Origin of the sequence: Psychrobacter sp. Rd 27.2 (assembly GCF_001921755.1) — a bacterium.
Classification (GTDB): Bacteria; Pseudomonadota; Gammaproteobacteria; order Pseudomonadales; family Moraxellaceae; genus Psychrobacter; species Psychrobacter celer.
Window position 1 is genome coordinate 39,161 of sequence record NZ_MRYB01000007.1, and the last position, 20,488, is coordinate 59,648.

The 20,488-nt window shown below is 48.5% G+C and carries 19 protein-coding genes; 11 read left to right on the top strand and 8 right to left on the bottom strand.

What is annotated here, in order from left to right; translation table 11 throughout:
- Positions 1 to 262 precede the first annotated feature (262 nt).
- From BTV99_RS07510 to BTV99_RS07535, 6 genes are all read left to right on the top strand, one after another.
- The gene (locus BTV99_RS07510; RefSeq protein WP_075101761.1) at positions 263 to 871 is read left to right on the top strand and encodes a rhomboid family intramembrane serine protease; all 609 of its coding nucleotides are present in this window, start codon (positions 263 to 265) and stop codon (positions 869 to 871) included.
- Between the two features lie 114 nt (positions 872 to 985).
- Positions 986 to 1,936: a metallophosphoesterase gene (locus BTV99_RS07515; RefSeq protein ID WP_075101762.1), complete on the top strand. Its 951-nt coding sequence runs from the start codon at positions 986 to 988 to the stop codon at positions 1,934 to 1,936.
- Between the two features lie 142 nt (positions 1,937 to 2,078).
- The gene (gene purE / locus BTV99_RS07520) at positions 2,079 to 2,633 is read left to right on the top strand and encodes a 5-(carboxyamino)imidazole ribonucleotide mutase (RefSeq protein WP_075101763.1); all 555 of its coding nucleotides are present in this window, start codon (positions 2,079 to 2,081) and stop codon (positions 2,631 to 2,633) included.
- A gap of 213 nt (positions 2,634 to 2,846) precedes the next feature.
- On the top strand, positions 2,847 to 4,214 hold the full coding sequence (locus BTV99_RS07525) for a 5-(carboxyamino)imidazole ribonucleotide synthase (RefSeq protein WP_083608574.1): 1,368 nt from the start codon (positions 2,847 to 2,849) through the stop codon (positions 4,212 to 4,214).
- Positions 4,214 to 4,663 carry a YaiI/YqxD family protein gene (locus tag BTV99_RS07530; protein ID WP_075101764.1) on the top strand — a complete coding sequence of 150 codons (450 nt, stop codon included), beginning with the start codon at positions 4,214 to 4,216 and terminating at the stop codon, positions 4,661 to 4,663. Before BTV99_RS07525 ends, BTV99_RS07530 begins: the two co-directional genes overlap by 1 nt.
- Positions 4,664 to 4,925: 262 nt before the next feature.
- Positions 4,926 to 5,564, top strand: coding sequence for an NAD(P)H-binding protein (locus BTV99_RS07535; protein WP_075101765.1), 639 nt, complete (start codon positions 4,926 to 4,928; stop codon positions 5,562 to 5,564).
- 113 nt (positions 5,565 to 5,677) lie between these two features.
- Here the strand turns inward: BTV99_RS07535 and epmA are convergent, their stop codons facing one another.
- From epmA to BTV99_RS07550, 3 genes are read right to left on the bottom strand one after another with little or no spacing between them, the layout of a single operon-like run.
- Positions 5,678 to 6,736: an EF-P lysine aminoacylase EpmA gene (gene epmA / locus BTV99_RS07540; RefSeq protein ID WP_075101766.1), complete on the bottom strand. Its 1,059-nt coding sequence runs from the start codon at positions 6,734 to 6,736 to the stop codon at positions 5,678 to 5,680.
- A 44-nt stretch (positions 6,737 to 6,780) separates the two neighbouring features.
- On the bottom strand, positions 6,781 to 7,938 hold the full coding sequence (locus BTV99_RS07545) for a 4-phosphoerythronate dehydrogenase (RefSeq protein WP_075101849.1): 1,158 nt from the start codon (positions 7,936 to 7,938) through the stop codon (positions 6,781 to 6,783).
- Between the two features lie 39 nt (positions 7,939 to 7,977).
- The gene (locus BTV99_RS07550; protein ID WP_075101767.1) at positions 7,978 to 9,105 is read right to left on the bottom strand and encodes an AI-2E family transporter; all 1,128 of its coding nucleotides are present in this window, start codon (positions 9,103 to 9,105) and stop codon (positions 7,978 to 7,980) included.
- An 835-nt stretch (positions 9,106 to 9,940) separates the two neighbouring features.
- Here BTV99_RS07550 and BTV99_RS07555 point away from each other — a divergent pair.
- A complete protein-coding gene (locus BTV99_RS07555) occupies positions 9,941 to 11,632 on the top strand; it encodes an NAD+ synthase (protein WP_075101768.1) in 1,692 nt (563 codons plus the stop codon).
- Between the two features lie 220 nt (positions 11,633 to 11,852).
- Positions 11,853 to 13,127: a hemolysin family protein gene (locus BTV99_RS07560; protein WP_075101769.1), complete on the top strand. Its 1,275-nt coding sequence runs from the start codon at positions 11,853 to 11,855 to the stop codon at positions 13,125 to 13,127.
- Positions 13,128 to 13,161: 34 nt separating this feature from the next.
- Here BTV99_RS07560 and BTV99_RS07565 read toward each other — a convergent pair whose 3' ends face one another.
- Positions 13,162 to 13,857: a YggS family pyridoxal phosphate-dependent enzyme gene (locus tag BTV99_RS07565; protein WP_075101770.1), complete on the bottom strand. Its 696-nt coding sequence runs from the start codon at positions 13,855 to 13,857 to the stop codon at positions 13,162 to 13,164.
- 351 nt (positions 13,858 to 14,208) lie between these two features.
- On the opposite strand from BTV99_RS07565, the gene BTV99_RS07570 reads away from it, so the two are divergent.
- Together BTV99_RS07570 and BTV99_RS07575 are read left to right on the top strand one after the other, a co-directional pair.
- Positions 14,209 to 15,264 carry a type IV pilus twitching motility protein PilT gene (locus tag BTV99_RS07570; RefSeq protein ID WP_075101771.1) on the top strand — a complete coding sequence of 352 codons (1,056 nt, stop codon included), beginning with the start codon at positions 14,209 to 14,211 and terminating at the stop codon, positions 15,262 to 15,264.
- Positions 15,265 to 15,388: 124 nt separating this feature from the next.
- Entirely contained in the window at positions 15,389 to 16,510 is a 1,122-nt protein-coding gene (locus BTV99_RS07575; protein ID WP_075101772.1) for a PilT/PilU family type 4a pilus ATPase, read from the top strand.
- A gap of 154 nt (positions 16,511 to 16,664) precedes the next feature.
- On the opposite strand, the gene fur is transcribed toward BTV99_RS07575, so the two are convergent.
- Entirely contained in the window at positions 16,665 to 17,099 is a 435-nt protein-coding gene (gene fur, locus BTV99_RS07580; protein WP_075101773.1) for a ferric iron uptake transcriptional regulator, read from the bottom strand.
- 362 nt (positions 17,100 to 17,461) lie between these two features.
- On the opposite strand from fur, the gene BTV99_RS07585 reads away from it, so the two are divergent.
- Positions 17,462 to 17,881: an outer membrane protein assembly factor BamE gene (locus tag BTV99_RS07585; RefSeq protein ID WP_083608584.1), complete on the top strand. Its 420-nt coding sequence runs from the start codon at positions 17,462 to 17,464 to the stop codon at positions 17,879 to 17,881.
- A 19-nt stretch (positions 17,882 to 17,900) separates the two neighbouring features.
- Here BTV99_RS07585 and BTV99_RS07590 read toward each other — a convergent pair whose 3' ends face one another.
- The 3 genes from BTV99_RS07590 to BTV99_RS07600 all read right to left on the bottom strand — a co-directional run bounded on the left by BTV99_RS07590 (position 17,901) and on the right by BTV99_RS07600 (position 20,457).
- Complete coding sequence (locus BTV99_RS07590) at positions 17,901 to 18,233, bottom strand: RnfH family protein (protein ID WP_256713751.1); 333 nt, start codon at positions 18,231 to 18,233, stop codon at positions 17,901 to 17,903.
- Positions 18,221 to 19,363, bottom strand: coding sequence for a hypothetical protein (locus BTV99_RS07595; protein WP_075101775.1), 1,143 nt, complete (start codon positions 19,361 to 19,363; stop codon positions 18,221 to 18,223). Before BTV99_RS07595 ends, BTV99_RS07590 begins: the two co-directional genes overlap by 13 nt.
- 425 nt (positions 19,364 to 19,788) lie before the next feature.
- Positions 19,789 to 20,457, bottom strand: coding sequence for a cytochrome c (locus BTV99_RS07600; protein ID WP_075101776.1), 669 nt, complete (start codon positions 20,455 to 20,457; stop codon positions 19,789 to 19,791).
- Between the last annotated feature and the right edge of the window lie 31 nt (positions 20,458 to 20,488).

The following is a 20,488-nucleotide window of genomic DNA, read 5'->3' on the forward strand; positions in this document are numbered from 1 at the left end:
AGATTACCTAGACTTAAGTTATGTAAAATAAAGTCAGATAGCTTCAGTAAACACAGTCGATAAGTAAAATATATCCCTCTAAGAGCGCATTTTTAGCGTATTGACTTTTAAGCAGACTATCGCTAAAAAAATCAATTTATCATAAACCCTTGGTTATGAAGTTAGTAACGATCGTCAGTTTTTATGCAGCCGTAACGCTTAGGCTTTGAACGTTGTCATTTCTCGCATTGTCATACATCAGGCGCGGCCTAAGGATTTTTCTTTGTTAAACCATACCACTCTTATCATTATTATTACGGTTATCATCAGCTTGTTGGCATGGCAAAACAAACGCTTGTTTAACCGTTTTATTTTTTATCCGCCAGCGGTAAACAACGGACAGTGGGATCGTTTTGTGACACATGGTTTTATCCATGCCGACAGCATGCATCTATTGTTTAACATGTTTACGCTGTATTTTTTTGGTCGCGCCATCGAAGGGCTGTACCAGCCGTTTTTGTTTGGCTATGGATTTGTGGTGTTTTATGTGCTTGCCATTGTTATCGCTATGGTGCCAAGCTATCTAAAAAACAAAAACAATGCCAGCTATTTGAGTCTTGGCGCGTCAGGCGGGGTTTCAGCAGTGCTGTTTGCCTTTATCTTGCTGGCACCGTGGGAAAGCCTTTACTTATTTGCCATTGTTCCGATTCCGGCGATTTTGTTTGCAGTAGCGTACGTGGCTTATAGTATTTATGCAGATAGGCGCGGCGGCTCAAATATCAATCATATGGCACATATGTGGGGCGGCGCGTTTGGGGTGGTGGCCACGATTGTTTTAGAGCCGCGTGTCTTGCCGCACTTTATCAACGCGCTGCTGTCGCCAGGTTTTTAGCGCCGCTATGGCTATGGCTGATAATGACCGATAGACAATCATCTCATTGATGGTTTGACTTTCTATGTATTGCGTTTTTATAAGCGCATAACTTCTCCTTTATGTTGTTTTATTATGATTATAGATGTTATTGGTGATATTCACGGCTACGCGGACAAGCTTGTCGGTTTGCTTAAACAGTTGGGTTATGTCCATAATGGTCAATACTTTGTGCCGCCAGAGGGTCATCGAGCGCTGTTTATTGGCGATTTGATGGATCGTGGGCCACAGCAAGTGGCGACGTTGGAGATTGTGTTTGCCATGCTAGATGCTGATGTCGCCGATGCGGTGATGGGCAATCATGAGTATAACGCGCTGGCTTTTGCCACACCCGACCCAGACGCGCCTGGCGAGTATCTGCGCTCGCACGATACGGTGCATACCCGTCAACACGAGGCGTTTTTGGCAGAGGTGCCTTTTGGCTCGGCGGCGCATCAGTACTGGCTTAAGCGTTTTTATGAGATTCCGTTGTGGCTCGAGACTGACTATGCCTGTTTTGTCCATGCTTGCTGGGATGTAGATAGCATGGCTGTGCTAAAGCCGTTGCTCACCGCAGATAATTGTTTGACGCCGCATGCGCTTGAGGTGACCTCGCGTGAGTTTAGCACAGCCTTTGATGCGCTAGAGCGGGTGCTAAAAGGTGTGGAGACACCTTTGCCAGACGGCTTAGTGATGGTCGATAAAGAAGGCACGGAGCGCAAGCGGGTACGGGTACGCTGGTGGCTGGATGCGTTGAACCAGCGTACGCTGTATGAAGTTGCTCGCGCGCCCGCTTCGGCATTGGCGCAGATTCCTCAAGACGTCTTGGCTGATAATATCGATTTTGCCTTAAAAACCCACAAACCTGTGTTTGTCGGGCATTATTGGCTGACAGGTACGCCTGAGCCGCTCAGCGCGCAAGTCGCTTGTACAGATTATTCTGCCGCTGTAGACAGCGGCTATCTAACGTGCTATCAGCTTGATACGACCAAACCACTACCACTCACCGCAGATAGTTTTGTACAGTATCGTCACGATCAGCACTAAGACCGCGTATGATGAGCGCTACCTGCTGACGCTTCTGTGATGCCTGAGGGGTCAAAGACGCGATAATATAGCGAAACCTCAATCTTGGCTTTACGAATGCGGCAAAACTTTTGTATGATGGTCTTTTTGAGGATATCGCATCATGAGCACCCAATCAGCTACGACTCAACCTAATCCTATCGCCTCTCCTGCTGGCCAGCCAAAAGTCGGCATCATCATGGGCTCACAATCTGATTGGGCCACCATGAGCGCCGCCGCCCAGCTACTAGCCGACTTTGATATTGCCTTTGATTGCGAAGTGGTCTCAGCGCACCGTACGCCTGATAGATTGTTTGACTACGCCAAGTGTGCAAAAGACAATGGCCTACAAGTGATTATCGCGGGTGCTGGCGGGGCGGCACATCTGCCTGGTATGTGTGCCAGCCAAACGCCGCTCCCTGTCTTTGGTGTACCGGTCAAGTCCTCCATGCTCAGCGGCTGGGACAGCCTACTCTCTATCGTACAGATGCCAAAAGGCGTGGCGGTCGGCACTCTCGCTATTGGGACGGCAGGCGCATATAACGCCGCGTTGCTGGCGATTCAAGTGTTGGCATTACATGACGAGGCGGTGGCCAGCAAGCTCGATACGCTGCGTCAGACGCAAACCGATACCATCCTTGCCAGCCCAACTCCAGGTATCATTAATCAATCCGCTTAGCGACTTATGGTATCTGGGCTGATGGTTAATTATACGAAACAACCATGCAAAAACATGCAAAGCCAAGCGATCACTCATCTTAGCGCGTCTAGCGATTGTTTTAAAGTGCGCGTTTAGCATGCGGGTTCACCCAAGAATAAGGTGCAGACATTGCGCCTTTTCCTATTTTAATACGTTCGTTTTCATCCATTATTTATTCAAAGAGTTACTATCATGACCACAGCCAATGCTTATCCTGTTACTCAAACTATCCGTACCATCGGTATCTTAGGTGGTGGTCAGCTGGGCATGATGCTCGCCCAAGCTGCGCTACCGCTCGGCTACCGATGCGTGTTTTTAGAGGACAATGCTGACTGCCCAGCCAGCCTTTATGGTACGGTGTTTTCAAGCGCGCAGCTCGATGACTTTATCGCAGCGGCCGATGTCTTTACCTTAGAGTTTGAAAACACACCAACTGCCACGGTCGAAAAACTGGCCAGCCTCTCAACATCAGGCAACAAGCAAGGTATGTTTCCGCCGCCAGTGGCCTTAGATATCGCCCAAGACCGCTTAAAAGAAAAGCGGATGTTTAATGACTTAGCAATCGCCACGGTACCTTTTCAAGAAGTCAGCTCTGAGGCTCAGTTAAAACAGGCCTGCGATGAATTAGGGCTGCCTATCGTTCTAAAAACCAGCCGCGGTGGTTATGACGGCAAAGGCCAGTATGTCATCAAACAAGACAGCGATATCACCAAAGCTTGGCACGACCTCAAAGACGCGGTCAGCGGCAAAGGTAGCCTAACGCCTACCCCAGCGCCACTGATTGCCGAAGGTTTTATCAACTTTAGCCGCGAGGTGTCTATCATTGCGGCGCGCGCCCAAGACGGTAGTGTGCGCTGTTATGATTTGGTCGAAAACCACCATCATCATGGTATTTTGGCCAAGACCCAAGCGCCTGCTGTCGGCACCAGCCACATCTTTAGCCAAGCCAAAGAAGCCATCACCACGATCATGAACCACTTAGGTTATGTAGGCGTGATGGCGCTTGAGCTGTTTGTCACCAAAGATGCGCGCGGTCATGACTATCTGCTGGCCAATGAGATTGCGCCGCGGGTACACAACTCTGGGCATTGGAGCATCGAAGGGGCGATTACCAGTCAATTTGAAAACCATATCCGCGCGGTGGTCGATTTGCCATTAGGCGATACTGATAACGTCCATCCAGCGATTATGGTCAATGTGCTGGGTCAATACCCTGACATCAGCGACGTACTGGCTATCGATGGTGCCCATTATCACAGCTACCACAAGGCTGAGCGCGACGATCGTAAAATCGCTCATATCACCTTGATGCCCAATGACGTCACTGACTTAGAGCCTTCGATGGCCAAGCTGGTCGCCATCTTGCCCAACAAAGTCGGTTTGGATAAAGAGTACGCTGCCGTCCAAAAGCTTCAAGAGCTGGCCAGTCCACAAACAAACAGCACTGCCCAAAATACCAAATTGCTCGATAGCAAGGCCACTAACACCGCTGTAACCCAAGCGGTAGACCATCAAGTGGACAGTGAGGCGAAAGCACAACCCACACAGGCCAAAAAATAATGCAGATTTGGGTAGATGCAGATTCAGTACCATCCATTGCCAAAGACTTGATTATCAAGACTGCTGAGCGCACGCAAACGGCGGCGATATTCGTCGCCAATCAGCCGATTAAACTGCGCCGCTCACCCCTGCTTACCATGACGGTGGTACCATCGGGGTTTGATAAAGCCGATGATTATATCGTTGAGCAAATACAGGCAGGCGATCTGGCCATCACCAGCGACATTCCTTTGGCCAATGATATTTTAGACAAAGGCGCGTTGGTCCTTACCACGCGCGGCGTCATTTATAATAAAGAAAATATTAAGCAAAAGCTGAACATGCGTGACTTTATGGATACCATGCGCGGCACTGGCGTCCTAGAGCCACAAGAGATGAGTGGACAAAAGCCTTATGGCGAGCGTGACAAAAAAGCCTTTGCTGATGGTCTAAATAAGCTGGTACGCTGATCTCTCGCGTATTTTTGCCACTCTTGCAAACCCTATACACTCTATAACCAAACACTATGCAAACGGCACGCTTCATAACGAAGTGTGCCGTTTATTATTGTTAGCCTATATACAGTTTTTAAGATGTACGTTTTCAGACACGCTTTGATAAGGCGATGACATTGGCAACATGCAGTATCGTTTAAAACACCGCACTATCAAATGTTCAATGATAAAAACGAGAACGTCATCGTAATTTATATATATAACAATAGGAATGCATATGAAAATTTTAGTGATTGGAGCAAGTGGCCGTGTGGGTACAGATTTGGTCGAGCAACTATTGGCAGACGACCATCAGGTCATCGGTACCACGCGTCAGGATAAAAAACTGTTTGATAACGACAATTACCGTCAGCTAGACTTAGATATCACCGCCGAAAAAGACGCCATCGCCGAGCAAATAGAGCAAGATATCGATGCGGTCTATTTTGTCGCAGGCTCAGGCGGCAAAGACGTTTTAGAAGTGGACTTACATGGCGCTGTAAAGACCATGCAAGCGGTAGAAGACAAAGGCATCAAACGCTATATCATGCTAAGCACGGTGTTTTCGTTAGACACCAGCAAGTGGGACACTCCGGGCATTGCTGATCTAAAAGAATACTATATCTGTAAGCATTACGCCGATCAGTGGCTGGTCAACGACAGCACGCTTGACTATACCATCGTACAAGCAGGGGCTCTAAAGGAGCGTGCAGGTACTGGCAAAATCACCATCAACGATGACAATGCAGGCGAAAATGCGATTGCAGATGTGGCGGCGACCTTGACTGCGGTACTGGACGCAAACAATACCATCAAAAAAGTCTTTAGTCTGCATAATGGTGAGACCGCCATCAACGAAGCCATCGCCACTTTGTAGTAAATAAACGACCGTTACAGCTAAAAAAGATAAAAGCGAGTCAGCCTTTTTGCTTGACTCGCTTTTTTATGATGGTCTCTTAAAAGACTTAACGCAGAACGCTTATAGCACAGTTACGCCAAACCACTAGGAAAGGCAATCACATCCTCTAAGCTGCGCGCCCCTGTTGTCACCATCAATAACCGATCGATACCAACTGCGATGCCGCTACAAGGCATCAACGCATCAGAGGCTGCCAATAGATGCTCATCGATTGGCATGGCTGGCAGGTCATGCTGCTGACGCCGTTCATTGTCCTGCTCAAAACGCTGGCGTAACGCTGTCCCATCTGCCAGCTCATCATACGCATTGGCAATCTCGATGCCATTGATATAAAGCTCAAAGCGCTTGGCAACGGTATTACCCTCTTTATCCACCGCGGTTTTTGCCAGTGCTGCCGTCGCTGGTGGATATTCAATAATCAGCGTCGGCAGATCATGACCTAAGTTTGGCTCGACGACGTGGCTAAACAGCAAGTCAAGCCAGCTTTGGCGGATGCTGCCCTCGCTCTGACCGGCGTCGTTTTTTTCGGCCTCGTTGATGCTCGCATTAAAATCAAACCCCATCAGCCCTTTATCTTCTGCAACTGCTTGTAGCGTCGCAAGGCTGGCGGTCAGCGGATGAATCCCGACAAAATCCATAAAAGCATCAACATAGCGATAGTGACTTAGCACCACTGAATGACCATATAGCGCTTCTAATAGCGCTCCCAGCTCGGCGGCCATATCCTCAAGACTATAATGAGGCTGATACCACTCCAGCATAGTAAATTCGATATTATGCCGCGCTCCTATCTCATTGTCTCGAAACACAGGACAGATCTGATAAATCGGCACTTGCCAGCTGGCGAGTAAACGCTTCATAGCAAACTCAGGCGAGGTATGCAAATAGTAGGTGCGCGGTTTGTCTTGATAAGTGACCGCCGCGGCGACCGACTGCAAAAAAGTATCGGTATTGCCCGCTTGCGACAGTAGCGGCGTCTGCACCTCTAATACGCGGCGCGCTGCAAAAAACTGCCGCACCTTACTCATAAAATGCGCGCGCTGCTGTGCCATGGCAAGCGTCATGGTCGGCGCATAACTGGGCTGAAAGCAAGCGTTTGGGCTTGATGTGACTGATGCTTTGGAACTCATGATGATGTACTACAACTTTTTATAAAAACCTATGGAGGATACGCTTAAAACTGCCACTCGCGGCGCAAATGATAATCACGACGAAGCTGATCAAAAGCCGCGGCCTTTACCTGACCCTCAGCGAGCGTGGCTCGTAGCGCTTTATCATCTTGCATGATGTCATAAAACTTAACCAGCCTATCAGGGTGTGCCTGTAGCTCAGACCACAAAAACATATTGAGCGGTAGCAGCTGATGCATCGACTGCGCAGGGCTGATTGAGAGTTTTTCACAGAGCGCATCATAGATCATTTGAGTGCCGCGCAGCTTACCTTCCAAGGTGTAGCCAGCGATATGCGGGGTGGCAATCGCCAGTTTGCTTAGCAGTGCTTCCTCAATTTGCGGCTCATGCTCAAAGACATCGAGCACCACTTGCCGACCGGTACGCTCAATATCCGCCTGCAAGGCAGCGGCATCGATGACGGGCCCGCGAGCGCTGTTGATTAATAAGGTACTGGCTGGCATCGCATCCAGAGCGTTTTTGTCGATTAAATGCCGCGTTGGATACTCACTGGCATGACTACTATGATTGGTACTGCCCGCCGCACTGGTCGCATTTGCTTTGTCGGTCAAGGGCACATGCAGGCTGACCACATCGCTTTTTTCGATGACTTGCGCAAAGCTGGCATTATTGAGGCTTGAGGCTGGTAGTAGTGGATCATAGCCGAGCACTTGCCAGCCCAAACTACTGGCATATTGCGCCAAGGTACTACCGATATTGCCCAGCCCAATGATGCCCAATGTGGGCGGCGTCGATGACCGCTGCCAGTACTCAGGCCGCAAGGTCAAAATAGCGCTCAGCACATACTGCGCCACAGAGTGCTTGCTACAGCCTGCCGCATTGGCAAAGTGAATACGACGCGCCGCTAAGTAATCTTGATCGACATGATCGGTGCCAATCGTCGCCGAACCGACAAACCTCACACTGTCGTTGTCTTTCAATAAATCTGCGTTGACGTGGGTTACTGAGCGTATCAGTAAGACATTGGGCTGCGTATCCGCCAATAGCTGCGCATCGATATCGCGCCCTGCCACCTTGATCATACGCACGCGCCGTCCTGTCGCCCCACTGAGCGTGTCATTATTAAAAAACTCAGACAAGCTGGCGATATTGCTATCGGCCACGATGGTAAGATCTGTTGCCGCATTTGGTTTATTTTCCATTGCCACATCCGCGCTCTTATTTAACATAGTCGTGTACCTCTATTCTGATTTAGTCACAGTTGGCAACGTCTGAGTCTCAGACAGTACCACGTCTTGCTGAGCAAATATCTCATTTTTATGCTGAGATATCCACTCACGCCACACGGCCAGACCGATGGCTAGTACCACAGGCCCGATAAACAGACCGACAAAGCCAAACGCTGTTAGCCCGCCCAATACCCCGATAAATATAATGATAAAAGGAATCTTGGTGGCACCGCTGATGACGATAGGCCGAATCAAATTGTCCACCCAGCTAATGACAAATATCCCCCACAGTGCCAGACCGATACCTTCTACTGTATGGCCTTGGCTTAGCAGCCAGACCGACACCCCGCCCCACACAAACGGCGTCCCAAACGGAATCAAGGCAATAATAAAGGTAACGATGGTCAACAAAATAGGACTGGGCGCGCCTGAGAAATAATAGCCAATACCCGCAAGCAAAGCCTGCGCCAGCGCGGTCAGCCCGATGCCATAGACCACCGCTCGCGTCGTCGTGCCGACCGAATCAATATAGCCATCGATGCGATTGCCAATGATATTGCGCAGGGCTTGGCGTATTTGCCGTACCAAACTGGTGCCATCTCGGTAAAAAAAGAACAGCGTCATCAATGCCATACCCAGCTTGGCAAGTCCACTAAACACCACATCAAAGGCGACTTTGCCATAGTATAAGTGCGACTGCACCCACATCCGAAACGCTTCTAGCGTGCCCTCTGGGTTTTTATTGATGCGCCACAAGATATCTTTGACCTGCTGACCGATAACTGGCAAGTCCTTGATAGACTCTGGCACATCCAGATAGCCCACCTTGATACGATAGATCAAGTTGCTGATAAGGCTCAACGCTTCTTGTTGTAAAATAAAAATCCCAATGACCAGCGGTATACCGATGATAAGTGAGATACTCACGGTCATAATCGCCGCGCTAAAGTCTGGACTGAGCTTTACTTTTTCATAAAAAAAACTATAAATAGGAAACGTCACATACGCCAAAATCGCCGCCCACAAAGCCGGCACAATAAAAAACTGTACCACCTGAAAGCACAGTACAAATAACGCAACCAATAAGGTAATGGCCAGCAGGCGCTGAATAATAAATTCTTTTGTCCAGTTTTCAATCATAGCGTATAAACCAAGGGCGGACAGCAAAGACCATCACAGTTTTGCTGGCAAGTTTATAAATGGGTGATGAATATCCGTCTATAGATCATGTCCATAAGTCGTATTCACAAGCGAGGGTTTGTCCAACATTCATAGCGATAACACCATCACGATAGCAGTAGCAAGTCCTATGATACCGTAACACATTTAGCGGCCATTCTTTTTATAAAAACACGCCAAAAACAAAGCGATCATCACCCCTCATTATGCAACAAAATATCCCAAATAAATAACGCTATGTTGTAATCTTTACTTACAACTTTCTCTATACAATCCTACCGAGCTATGAGCACAATAACCACACTGCACCATAGGGTTTTGGTCGATAAAAACCATCACCGACAGCAGCGCGCTTCTGCCCATTTGCAGCAGCTATCTCATCAGGTAATTCACCGGCGCGTTCTATTTGTCACGGTAATTGATGTTATACTAAAGCGATTATTTTACGCTTTTTGGGCGCATCAATGGCAATCCATCATAAAATAAAGACCGTTACAAAGCCGCTATCACATGGACATCGCCATTTTGATATCAAATCAAGAGGTTAGCGTCGTGTTATCGATGACGCTAATTTGAGAGATTAGCAGGATATTGGCGCACGTATCAGTTGCCGCTTCACGCCTTCTCTCAAAGCGAAAGTTTCATCTAGGCGCTGTATGATTTAATAATCAAGCGGTCTATACCAGTGCTGTATAACCGCATTATTTTGCATAAATGTTGTTTGAATGAATGTTGGATTCTTAGACCCACACTGCCTGACCACATTTTAAATACTATATCGATAGGAAAAATAACAATGTCAAAAGACACTGATAATCCCAATCTAAACCCCTCGAGCGAGGCCAGTCATACCAGCAAGCCGCCAGAGACCGTTACTTTTGCACTGGCACAGTCACACTTTTTGGTCGGTGATATCACTGCCAACGCCGAAAAAATGCGCACCTTAGCGCTGCAAGCACGTGAGCAAGGCGCCGACGTTATCGTCTTTCCAGAGCTGGCCTTATTGGGTTACCCACCACAAGACCTATTGCTGCGCCCAAGCTTGTCAGGCCGCGTCAAAAGCGCGCTATCGACCCTAAGCGATATCGACGACATCGTCATGATTGTCGGCTATCCGCACGTCGATCATCACGGTACCTTCAACTCAGCGGCTATCTTACATAATGGTCATCAAAAAGGCTTTTATCATAAGCAAATTTTGCCAAACTATGGCGTGTTTGACGAGCGCCGCTACTTTGATAAAGGCCGCAATCAAGTGCTGTTTGACTATAAAGGTATCACCATCGGTCTGCTCATCTGCGAAGACTTGTGGGAAAAAGGCCCAGTCGCCGAGCTAAAAAAACAAGGCGCTGATATGATCGTCAGCCTAAACGCCTCACCGTTTGAGATCGAAAAACAAGAAAACCGCAAGACCATGCTGGCCAAGCGCAGCCGCGAAAACGACTTACCTATTATCTATATCAATGCCGTGGGCGGACAAGATGACTTGGTGTTTGATGGCGGCTCGATGGTGATACAAGCAGATGGCAGCGTCGCCCACGAAGCGCCGCGTTTTATGAGCCAATTACTGCTGGCCACTTTAGATGTCAAAACAGCCAAGTTCGACAGCCAAACCAAAGCGCCACTGAGCTTGAGCCGCGAGTCGGAGATGTATCAAGCATTGGTAGTGGGGCTACGTGATTATGTCAATCTTTCTGGATTTTCAGGTGTCATCGTCGGCCTGTCAGGCGGTATCGATTCTGCCTTGACGCTTTGTATCGCGGTCGACGCGCTGGGCGCAGATAAAGTCTATGCAGTGATGATGCCGTACGAATATACCTCACAGATCAGCTTAGAGGACGCGCAAGCACAAGCGCGCCGCTTAAACGTTTCTTATACTGTCTGCCCAATCTTTGATGCAGTGGAAGGTATCCGTCATACGCTAGCGCCACTGTTTAACAAATCGCCTGCTGATACCACCGAAGAAAACATCCAAGCGCGCGCGCGCGGTGTGGTACTGATGGCACTGTCCAACAAGTTTGGTCATCTGGTCATCACCACTGGCAACAAGTCAGAGCTGGCAGTTGGTTACTCAACATTATATGGCGACATGGCAGGCGGTTTTGATGTACTAAAAGACGTCTATAAATCACAAGTATATAAGCTGGCAAGCTACCGTAACCGCCTAGAGGACACGCCTGTGATTCCAGAGCGCGTCATCACACGTCCGCCGTCCGCTGAGCTGCGTCCTGACCAAAAAGACCAAGACAGCCTGCCTGATTATGATGTATTGGACAGCATCTTGATGTCGTATATCGATGAAGACATGGGCTATCAAGAAATCGTCGATAAAGGGTTTGAGGCAGCTATGGTGGCCAAGGTCATCAAGATGGTGGACAACAGCGAATACAAACGCTGTCAGGCTCCTATCGGCACCAAAATCAGCCACAAAGCCTTTGGCCGTGAGCGCCGCTATCCACTGGTCAATAAGTGGTCAATCAAAGGCTAAACGCTCAGCGCTTGCGCCTTTAGCATCTAAGCCTTTACCAACTGATACCAACTTAGATGCAAGAGCAGCGCTTAATACTACTTTACTGCCTTATGATTAGCTGGGTGCTTGCCCAGCTTTTTTGGTTTTTATACATAAGGATTCTATACCCATGCTGTTTTTCTTTTTATGCTAATCCTGCATTATTTTTAATGAACCTTACCTTTTTACCGAGTCTGTCATGAGTTTGCTAACCGCTAGTGTGTTTTTGCTTTTATTACTTGCCTTGAGTGCCTTTGTCTCTGGCGCTGAGATTGCCATTGCTGCTGCTCGCAAGATCAAGCTACAAATCATAGCAAAAGAAGGAGAAGTACGCGCCCTTGATGTGCTACATATGCAAGACAATCCTGGTGGCTTTATCACTGTGGTGCAGGTGGTGTTGAACGCCGTGGCCATCTCCGCAGGTGCTATCGGTGAGTCTGCTATCAGCCCTTATTTTCAATTGGTGGTCAAAAACGAAGCCGTCTCGTCAGTCATCTCCTTTGTCCTCATCACCAGCCTGTTTTCTTTGCTCGCAGACTTGATGCCCAGACGCTTGGCGATGTCCAATGCCGAGGCTTTTGCCGTGCGTTTGGTGCGGCCAATGATGGCGCTGACGTTTATCTTTAAGCCTGTTATTTGGGTGTTTGACGGCGCGGCCAATATGTTGTTTAAGTTTTTTGGTATCTCCACCATTCGTCAAGATGACATCACGCCAGAAGACATCTATGCGGTGATGGATGCTGGTGCCGAGGCAGGCGTGCTCAAAAAACAAGAGCATCATTTGATAGAAAACATCTTTGAGATGCAGGAGCGCACCGTCACCTCAGTGATGAACCCTCGCGAGCATATCGTGTACTTCGATACAAAAATGAGTACCGAACAAATCGTCGAGACGATGATTGAACAGCCGCACAATAAGTTCTTGGTCTGTCATGACGATGATTTAGAACATATCATCGGCTATGTCGAATCTCGTAGTTTTTTGGCGTTGGTACTCAATAAACAAGAAGTCAGCCTCACGGACAAGTCCCTGATAAAACCAGCGCTGTTTGTGCCAGATACCTTATCATTGTTTGAGGTGCTGGAGATGTTTAAATCCACAGGTGCTGACTTTGCCGTCATCGTCAATGAGTATGGCTTGGTGGTGGGCGTCATTACCTTGAGAGATGTCATGAGCATCGTCATGGGCGAGCTTGTGACATTAGAGGAGCAGCCTATCGTTCAGCGCACCGACAACTCATGGCTGATCGATGGTATGACGCCTATCGAAGATGTGGTGCGCGCGCTCGATATCGTCAATCTGCCGCGCAATCAAAACTATGAAACCATCAGCGGCTTTATGATGTATATGCTGCGCAAAATCCCCAAAAAGACCGACTCTATCGAATATGCCAACTATCGTTTTGAGATCATCGCCACCGACAACCTCAAAATCACCCAAATGCTGGTTACCAGACTTGATGAGACAGTATAATTGGAGAATAGTTAGAGAAAAGATAGGACGGCATCTACTCTCGCGACCCAAATATGGCGGTACCCACGCGCACCATCGTCGAGCCATGAGCGATGGCGTCCGCCATGTCCTCACTCATGCCCATGCTCAGCGTATCCCAATGCGCCAAGTCTGGGTGCTTATCTTTAATGCCTTCAAACAACTGCTGGGTACGGGCAAAGGCATTGGTATCTGTCTTGGCAGGGATAATCATCAGTCCGCGCAGTATCAGACGCTCATAGCGCTTCATGGCACTTATTAGCTCAGGCAACTCGGCTGGCAGACAGCCTGACTTACTGTCTTCATCATCAATATTAACCTGCACCAATACGTTCAATGGCGGTAAATCCTCTGGCCGCTGATCATTTAAGCGCTTGGCGATAATGCCGCGCTCGACCGTTTGCACCCAATCAAAATGCTCAGCGATATCACGGGTTTTATTGCGCTGAATACTGCCGATGTAATGCCAAACGATATGCTCAGCGTCAGGTTGACTTTGTAGCTCATTGATTTTTTCGAGCGCCTCTTGTAAGTAGTTTTCGCCAAAGTGGCGCTGACCCTGCTGCGCCAGAGTCGCGATCATCTGTGCAGGTTTGGTTTTGGAGACGGCCAGTAGTGTTACCTGCTCGGCGTGAGAATCCGCTTGCTTACAAGCTACCACCACCTGTGCATGAACACGTTGCCAATTGTCGATTAAGTATTGCTTATCCATAGTGTTTTCGCTGTTGTTATATAGGTTTGTTTATAAGCTTCGCCCGTTGCGGTTAGGTCTAGCAGTTGGGTCTAACATTAAATGTCTCGCTCCCCATCTGCGACCTACAACGCTAGACAAATTTTACATTTTCTTTGGGCAGTAGATGGTTAAATGCCAGCAGTCTTGTTATGATATTGTTACATGGTCTAACATATGCTACTGAATATAAGCGTCATGGTAAAGACAAGATAGGCTGGCGGATCGCTTTATTCAAGGTTATGTTCTGCTGCGCTAGACATGCGCACCACACTATCATTGACTTTTATCATCTTTTGTTTGACCTTTTTTGACTGATAGGACTATCCGATTATGGCTGAAAAAAACACCTTAAGCATCGAAGACTTGTTGCGTTTTACGGTTAAACATAAAGCATCTGATTTACATATTTCAGCCGGTATGCCCGCCATGATTCGTGTCGATGGCGAGATGACGCGCATCAATATGCCAGCGATGACGCATCAAGCGGTGCATCAGCTGATTTATGACATCATGAATGACAAGCAGCGCGCCGATTTTGAGGAGTTTTTTGAGACGGACTTTTCTTTTGAGATTCCCAACCTTGCCCGCTTTCGGGTAAACGCCTTTAATCAAAACCGCGGCGCAGGTGCTGTGTTTCGTACCATTCCCTCTAAGGTCCTAACGATGGAAGATTTGGGCATGAGCGATGTATTCAAACGCGTGTCAGACTTCAAACGCGGCGTGGTGCTGGTGACAGGCCCGACAGGCTCTGGTAAATCCACGACGCTGGCAGCCATGATTGATTATATCAATGAGAGCCGCAAAGAGCATATTTTGACCATCGAAGACCCGATCGAATTTGTCCACGAATCGAAAAAAAGCCTCATCAACCAGCGCGAAGTACACCGCGACACCTTGGGGTTTGAGCCAGCCCTACGCTCGGCACTGCGTGAGGATCCCGACGTTATTTTGGTGGGTGAGCTACGTGACCTTGAGACCATTCGCTTGGCTCTAACGGCAGCTGAGACTGGCCACTTAGTCTTTGGCACCCTGCACACCAGCTCAGCGGCCAAAACCATTGACCGTGTGATTGATGTGTTTCCTGCCGCCGAAAAAGACATGATTCGCGCCATGCTCTCAGAGTCGCTACAGGCAGTCATCTCACAGACCTTGCTGCGCCGTCAAGCAGGTGGCCGTATCGCCGCCCACGAGATCATGCTAGGTACGCCGGCCATCCGTAACCTCATTCGCGAAAACAAAATCGCCCAGATGTATTCGGCGATTCAAACAGGCGCAGGCGACGGTATGATCACCCTTGATCAGACTTTAAAAAACCTCGTGGCCAAAGGCACCATCAGCAAAGACGTGGCGCGCCCTTATGCCAAGCAGCCTGAGACTTTTTTATAGGCGGTAATTTGCCATTAAGACAGCACTGACGCAGTGCTCTGCAGTATCAGCATCACTGCGGACATCACGGATCACATAATTTTAGATATTTTTTTAGGCGATTGACATCGAAAGCGGGTACAACATGGACATTGATAAACTATTGCAGTTAATGATCAATAAAAACGGCTCTGACCTTTTTATTACTGCTGAAGTGGCACCTTCGATGAAGGTGAACGGCAAGATACTGCCTGTGGGTAAGACCCCGCTGACCCCTGCCCAAACTCTAAAACTGGTCCAAAGCGTCATGACGGCCAGTCAGCAGCAAGAGTTTGAAGAGACCAACGAGTGTCAGTTTGCCATCACTGATGAAGCCAAGCAGGCACGGTTTCGGGTCAGCGCGTTTGTACAGCGCGACATGGCTGGGATGATTTTGCGTAAAATTGAAAATAAAATCCCAACCGTCGAAGAGCTGCGCCTGCCACCTGTCCTCAAAGAGCTGGCGATGAAAAAGCGCGGTATCATCCTACTGGTCGGTGCGACAGGTACGGGTAAATCGACGACGCTTGCTGCCATGATCGGCCATCGCAACCAGAACTCGCAAGGCCATATCATTACCATCGAAGACCCGATCGAGTTTGTCCATAAGCATCGCGGCTGTATCATCACCCAGCGCGAGGTCGGTATCGACACCCACTCTTTTGAAGCAGGTTTAAAAAACACCCTGCGCCAAGCCCCTGATGTCATCTTGATTGGTGAGATTCGTAACCGCGAGGTCATGAGCTACGCGATTCAGTATGCTGAGACGGGGCATTTGGTATTTGCCACGCTACACGCCAACAACGCCAACCAAGCCATTGATCGTATTATTCACTTTTTTGAGACCAGCCGTCACAACCAGCTGTTTATGGATTTGTCGCTCAACCTGCAAGCGATCATCGCCCAGCAGCTCATCCCAACACCGGATGGCAAAGGGCGACGCGCGGCGATTGAGATTTTATTGAACTCCCAGCTCATCAGCGACTATATCCGTAAAGGCGAGATTCATGAGATTAAAGATGTGATGAAGCGCTCACGAGAGAGCGGTATGCAGACCTTCGATCAGGCACTGTTTGATTTATATGAAAACGGCGAGATTACCTATAAAGAAGCGATCTTGCATGCTGATTCACCAAACGATTTGCGCCTAAAAATCAAGCTCAGTAGCAAAAACAGCGCCCACCTTTTGGACGAAGGCGCAGACGGTTTGTCGCTAGATATCACATAAGCTTAGCGCTTCAATCAAGCCCGTAAAAAAAGCCCTCATAAAAATCGTGAGGGCTTTTTGCTGCGTGCTAGTATTTGAGTGTTTAAACATTAAACAAATAACAAAACGGTTAAAGGTGATAAAACCTTATCAGACTTTGATAACTTAACCGCTATTATTTGACGCTGTCCTTACATTCTTGATCATCACAAATACCGTATAGCACCAGTGAGTGACCCGATAATTTAAAACCATGCGACTCTGCAACTTTGAGCTGCTCCTCTTCGATAGCTTCATTATGAAACTCGACGATTTTGCCGCAGTGGTCACAGACCAAGTGGTCATGATGCTCTTCTTGGGTGATCTCAAACACCGATAGATTGTTTTCAAAGTTATGACGCTCGACGATGCCCGCTTGTTCAAACTGGGTCAATACTCGATACACCGTGGCCAGCCCCACATCTTCGCCTTGGTCGATCAGCGCCTTGTACACCTCTTCGGCACTCATATGATGCAGCTCTGCATTTTCTAGCAGCTCTAAAATTTTGATACGTGGTAAGGTGACCTTCAACCCTGCTTTGCGTAAATCTTGATTGGTAAAAGAAGCCATAATATCCCTTGTGACTGTGACAGTCTTAGCAAATAAAGAACCAAAAAATAGGAGGTAGATAAGCTAATAAATTACTTTATAAAGCGTGTTTTATCTAAGACATGCCAAACATGCCTTTTGCAATTCATTGATATCTCGCGTATGACCCTTGCTTATCTTTAACGCCTATATGGTCTATCATTTCGCCGGAAATATCAATGCAAGTCCATGAATTTAAAAAACAAATAACCAAATCACCTTGGTAGCGTTTGGTAAATAATGTCGTAAGTGGTAGGCAATTGCAAGTAAATGACGTATCATTTGTTCAAGATAGTCGGCCAGACACCTTATCATTGATGGTGGCCGCACCTAACCCATTTCTTATGAGTCATCTTACCATGATAAAGACATTAACTTTTCGTCCGTTCAGCCCTGCACGCGCATTACGTAACATTATCCTAACCAGTATGCTCAGCGCTACCGTCGCGATGTCCGGCTGCTCTTTACTGAGTGTTTATAAGATTGATTTACCACAAGGCACTGCCATCACCCAAGCTCAAGCACAAAAGCTGCAAGTGGGCATGAACCAAAACCAAGTGCTATACATCCTCGGCAGTCCTGCGATTAAAGATACCCTAGAGCCAAAGCGCTGGGACTATATCTACGACTATCAAGCGGGCACCGAGGGCCAACGCCAAGGCATTGCTGATGTCAAAAATGCCAGCCAGCACCTGATTGTCTACTTTGATGATAATGGTTTGGTCAGCCGCATCGAGGGTATAGAGAGCTTGCCTGCGTCATAACATGAAGGCTGACAAGCCGCTAGCTTCGTGATTTGTTTTTGCGCTGAGACATCGGATCAGCGCTCAAACTACGATAGACTTCGATACGATCAAAAGGCTGCAAGCAATAGCTAAGCGGCTGTTTTTTTGCATAGACACCCACATGCCAGCGCTTCGCCATTGGGGTTGCCACCTCCGCCATCTCCTCGCACCACGCGGCCAAAGCGGCAAACTGCGTCAGCCACCCTGCTTGCGATAGCGCTTCATACAGCGTGGTATCAGGGCGCACCTGTAGTGACTGGTAGTGCTGACGCGTGGCATCCTCGGCATAGGCCAGATATACGGTGATAGCGTCGTTATTTAGCTCAGCCACTGTAGCACCCAACCCAGTAATGCCAATATCAGAGCCAGTGGTACCACCAACCGTATCGCCACGCGCCACAAGTTATAAAACCCTTCACTACCGAAATTAAGCGACTTGCGCAAATGACTGATTTTCATTTGCCATCCCGCAAATATCGATAGGAGCAGCACCGCGACACTACTGATAATGACCAAGATATCAACCAACCAAGTGGCAGGAATCACAACGGCCAACGCCAATGCCACCACCAAAGTGATCGCCAAGCTCACCACCAGCCCAAACTTATGCGCCAGCTGCTGGGTACTATAGTGCAGCAAATAACTGACAACGAATAGCACCCCCACCCAATACAATAGCTGAGCGATAGGCGGCAATGCCATGCCACTGACAAACAAAGCCATCATCCCGACCAGCAGTTGCAGTATCCAAATCGGTAGCACCAGCTTGGTCGCACGTGGCTCGGCGGCCAGACGGCTACGAGCAGGTTTTTGGGCGTTGTGATTGTCCACACCGACGGCTGTCACTGACTGCTTGCTAGCCAAGCTTTGACCGAACCAATACAGCCCCGTACCCGCCCCCACACTGACCAGCGCCAAGGCAACCGCGCGCGCCCACTCGCCTAAGCTTACTTCTGTCATGGCAAAGTCAATATTTGGCAGTCCATTGACCGCACCCAGCAGTAGCCCCGCGACCATCAGCCCCAGACCAATCGGTAACGGCGCGACACCCACTAAGCTCAGCAATACAGCGATGACCATCAGACCTGCCGCCATTGCAAAGCTCGGTAGCGCAGGCGCGCTATCAAGCGCCGTCAAAGCCGCTAAGATACCTGTACTAGCGCCCGAGATGACCAGCGCAGCGATGACAATCGACACCAGCGCCGCAAGCCAACCAAAACTGCGCCATATCGGACTGGCATCCGCCTCGCGGGTCAGCTTTTGCATACCAGCCAGTGGCGCATCGACGCTCCGATACGCCAGCGCTATCTCTGCATACACCACAGGCAGCGATACCAATACCATCGCCAGCAGCCACAATAGCCAAAAATCTATCTCACCGACTGAAGCAGGGGCAAACCAGCGAAACAACAGTAACGGCAGCAAGGCAGCAATGAAGTAAGAAGCATAACGGATCATCATAATCTAAATCCAAATGAGCTAGGGCGTGTCATCTTTTATGTCATTGACTATATAGCTAAGGTGCAAAACACTGAGCTTGCAACAACAGATCTTAAAACAACGAAGCTTTAAACAGGCAAGCTTTCATGATAGTAAGCCCACAATCGATCGCAACAGGCTAATTGACGACACGCGCTTAAGTGAGGAACAGTAATTTATCACGATACAACATCATGACATAAAGATAAGCCTCGATGAGGGGTTGTATCTTTATAAGGTCATGATAGTGATAATATAAGGGAGCAGCAGTTATAAAAAAACCCCGAAATCGGGGTTTAATCATTAAATAATGCTTCATTATCACATAATAACGACTGGCTATCAGGCACCCATCAGCAAATCAACGGACAACCGCGCTCTGTGGCCTATGCCGTGATTGCTACAGATTAGTGAACGGCACTGATGTAGTCTGATAGGATACGAATATCACGATCTGATAGCTTCGATGCTACCGTCTGCATCATACCCATCTCGCCTTCTTTGGCAGCGTCGTTGATACGTTTTTGCTCATCGCTATCGATATCATCGGCGCGGCCTGCGGCGCGGAACAGTTTTAGCTGAGTTGAGATATACTCGGCATGCTGGCCACCTAAGCGCGGAAATGCTGCCCACTCGTTACCAGCGGCATCTGGACCATGACAGCCTGCACAGCCGATCACGCCGCGCGACTTATCACCACCCAAATAGAGTTTGGTGGCTTCTTGGTTGGTCGCAGGATTACCAAAACCAACACCCCAAGGAGCTTGGCTGGCATAATAACCTGCCACATTGGCTAGGTCTTGCTGAGATAAGTTGGCGACTTGCGACTGCATGATGCCATTCTTACGATAGCCTGTTTTAAACTCGACCAACTGCTTATAGAGGTATTTTACGTTTTGGCCACCCAAGTTAGGCTGCGCAGGGACAACGCTAACACCATCAACACCGTGACAAGCAGCGCAGACGGTCTCTGCAATTTTCTTGCCTGCATCGACGTCATGCTCAGGAACAATAATAGCAGCTTGTACGCTGAAACTTGCAACGCATAAGCTGGCAGCAGCGATTAACTTTTTCATTGATACAAATCCTACTAACTCGGTGTAAGCA